The sequence below is a fragment of the Acidobacteriota bacterium genome (assembly GCA_009861545.1).
In the GTDB taxonomy this organism is placed as follows: domain Bacteria; phylum Acidobacteriota; class Vicinamibacteria; order Vicinamibacterales; family UBA8438; genus WTFV01.
Genome location: VXME01000038.1, coordinates 1 through 2900, shown reverse-complemented (window position 1 = coordinate 2900; position 2900 = coordinate 1). Strand labels below are relative to the sequence as shown.

Below are 2900 nucleotides of genomic sequence, written 5' to 3'. Positions count from 1 at the left end.
ATGACCTTGCGTCGCAGAACTTCGCTGCACTGCGTTCTGCGGCGCAAGCTCCTAGCGGAGCGTAGCGGGTGAAGGCGCGCGTGCCACCGAAATAGGTCCATTCGCCCGCCGCGCCGCCGGCCGGACCGGCGGCGCCGGTCTGAGCCACTGCCGGCAGCACCCCAAGACCGGCGATTGCCAGCAACGGCAGGAACCAGCGTACCCAATGCCGGATCATCGCGGCGCGACCGGGCGACACGAAGCCCAGGTCTGCGACGGCGCCGCCACCAACACTGGCGCCAACGGGCCGCGCGCGGCAGGCGCGGGTCACCCGCACGCCGCACCCGGCGCCGCCGCCTCGAACCGCTGCACCACCTCCAAACCGTCGCGCGTGGCGCGCGCCACGTACATCGGCATCGTCGCGTAGCCGCCCGACCCCAGCGTCAACGTGCCGGTGGCCACCTCCAGACGGAGGCCGTCGAGCGCCGCCCGCACCGGGCCTGCCGCCGTGGTCCCGGCCTCCTCCATCGCCCGCGCCAGCGCGTGGACGGCCGTATGGTGCGAGAAGGCAACGTGCGTGACCAGGTCGTCGCCCGCGTGCCGGCGGGCGCGCGCCACGAAGTCGCGGACGGCGGGGCGGTCCTCGCTCGCCACGAAGGGCACCGACGTCCAGGCCTCGACGCCGGCGGGGAGCTGCGACGCCTGCCACTCGCTGAACTCCAGGAAGTGCCAGGCGAAATCGGACGCGATGCCGAGCGAGTCGGCCTGCGTCACCACGTTCACGGCGTACGGCCGCGGAATGGAGATCCAGAAGTTCCTCGCGTCGAGGTCGCGCGCCCACTGGACGAGCCCGGTGTACTCACCCGGGCTGTTGCCGCGGACCGGCGTCGTCACCAGCGCCGCCCCGGTGGAACCGGCCTGCACGTGGCGGTAGAACTGGTTCGAGACGGTCCGTTGCGAGGGCGCCCAGTCCGAGATCTGGAACGTGCGCTGCCGGGCGTCCGGGCCGCGGTGCTCGATCAGCGTCGAAATCGACTGGAGCGTCGTCGAGCCGACGTGCGCCACCCGCCCGCAGTAGGTGCCCGGGGTCTGCATGGCATGCACCACCGGGACGTCCAGGCCCTCGCGCTCGAGGGTGCGGTCCATGTACGGCGGCATCGCCATGACGAAGCCGCTCACGAGCGCCTCGGCGCCCTCGTTCCGAATCAGATCGATCGCCGCCGCGGCGCCCGGCGCGGGGCTGCCTTCGTCGTCGGCGACGAGCAGCTCGACCTGCCGCCCGAGAATGCCTCCCGCTGCGTTCAGCTCCGCGATTGCGAGCTCCAGTCCAAGCCGCATCTGCTGGTCATAGGGCTGAATCAGCTCGTCCTGACCCTGCCGGTCCATCCGCGAGATGAGCGCGCCGATGCGCAGCGGCCGAGACTGGACGAATGCCGGGAACGCAGGCGTCGCGGCGGCTGCACCCAGTCCGGCGCCCATCGCGCCCACGGCGGCAAGCAGCTCTCGACGGCTGATCCTCATCGTGTTTCTCCTTTCGTCCACGATACACCGGCGGGAATCGCCAGGACTCCGAAGCCGGATGCGCGGTCACCCTCGAGGCAACGGACGAAGCCATTGCGGAAGCGGCCCCGCGTCTATCCTGAACCGATGATCGGTTCCTGCGGTCCCGCACCCGACGGTCGGCACGATACGTGCTTCAGCCTCCCGCAACGGACGCCCTGAGGTGTCGACGGCGGCGCAGCGTGTGGTAGCTTGGGGAATCGTGCGGACTGCCGCACCGTCTGGAGAAGTCCCGCAATGATGCGACCCGCGCCTGCCGCCGTGCCGATTCACTACCCGAGCTCGGACGGCAAGCCGATGGCGGAGAACGACGCCCAGCGCGATGCGATCATGTACGGCATCGCCGCCCTGACCCGCCACTTCAAGAGCCGCCGGGACGTGTACGTTTCTGGAGACCTTCTCATCTATTACGAGGAGGGCAATCCGCGAGTGTCCGTCGCCCCGGACATCTTCGTGGTGTTCGGCGTGGAGAAGCGCCGGCGGCTCAACTACAAGCTGTGGGAGGAGGGACAGGCGCCGGCCTTCGTGCTGGAGGTCGCGTCGCCGAGCACGTGGCGGGAGGACGTCGGGCGGAAGCGGTCGGTGTATGCGCGGCTCGGCGTGCGCGAGTACTGGCAGTACGACCCGTTGGGAGAACATCTGCCCGCGCGTCTGCAGGGAGAGCGGTGGACGCCGTCGGGCTACGTCCGTCAACCGGCGGCGACGGCGCTGGACGGGACGCTGACGCTGCGCAGCGAGACGCTCGGGCTGGAGCTGCGGGCGGTCCCGGGGCGGGAGATGCGCTTTCAGGATCCGGTGACCGGCGTCGATCTGCGCAGTCACGACGAGGAAGCCGAGGACCGTCTCCGGGAGGCCGAGGGTCGCCTGAAAGAAGCCGCCGCCCGGCGGACCGCGGAAACGCGGGTTGCGGCCGCCGAAGCGCGGGTGACTGAACTGGAAGCGCTGCTTCGCGAGCGCGTCGCGTCGAATAACGGGCTGGACCGCTAGGCCTCGCGGAGCACGTTCATCGGATCGATCCGCGCGGCGCGGCGCGCCGGCAACCAGCAGGCGAGCAACGCGACGCCGAGGAGCACCGCGGTAACGGCCGTGAAAGTCAGCGGGTCGGCCGGCGTGACGCCGAACAGGACGCTCTCGACGATGCGGCTGGCCGTGGCGGCAGCCACCAAGCCGAGCACGACCCCGGCGGCGACCAGCACGCCGCCCTGCCCCACCACCAGCTTGACGACCTGCCCGCGTCCGGCTCCGAGCGCCATGCGGACGCCGATCTCGCGCCGGCGTTGCGACACCGTGTAGCTGAGCACGCCGTAGATGGTAGCGGCAAGATGAAAAGGGACCCCGCGGCAATCTGAAAAGGGACCCCC

General features: G+C 70.7%; 3 protein-coding genes. 1 reads left to right on the top strand and 2 read right to left on the bottom strand.

Annotated features, from left to right (window positions below):
* Positions 1–306: 306 nt before the first annotated feature.
* Positions 307–1500 (bottom strand): ABC transporter substrate-binding protein, encoded by a 1194-nt coding sequence (locus tag F4X11_05185; protein ID MYN64408.1) that lies wholly within the window; start codon positions 1498–1500, stop codon positions 307–309.
* A 276-nt stretch (positions 1501–1776) separates the two neighbouring features.
* On the opposite strand from F4X11_05185, the gene F4X11_05180 reads away from it, so the two are divergent.
* The gene (locus F4X11_05180; protein ID MYN64407.1) at positions 1777–2526 is read left to right on the top strand and encodes a Uma2 family endonuclease; all 750 of its coding nucleotides are present in this window, start codon (positions 1777–1779) and stop codon (positions 2524–2526) included.
* Here F4X11_05180 and F4X11_05175 read toward each other — a convergent pair.
* A partial coding sequence (locus F4X11_05175; protein MYN64406.1) for an FtsX-like permease family protein occupies positions 2523–2900 on the bottom strand: 378 nt, incomplete at its 5' end. The genes F4X11_05180 and F4X11_05175 overlap by 4 nt on opposite strands.

Excerpts from the sequence above, each read along its gene's own strand:
- F4X11_05185 (MYN64408.1), bottom strand. The coding sequence starts at position 1,500 with ATGAGGATCAGCCGTCGAGAGCTGCTTGCCGCCGTGGGCGCGATGGGC.
- F4X11_05180 (MYN64407.1), top strand. The coding sequence starts at position 1,777 with ATGATGCGACCCGCGCCTGCCGCCGTGCCGATTCACTACCCGAGCTCG.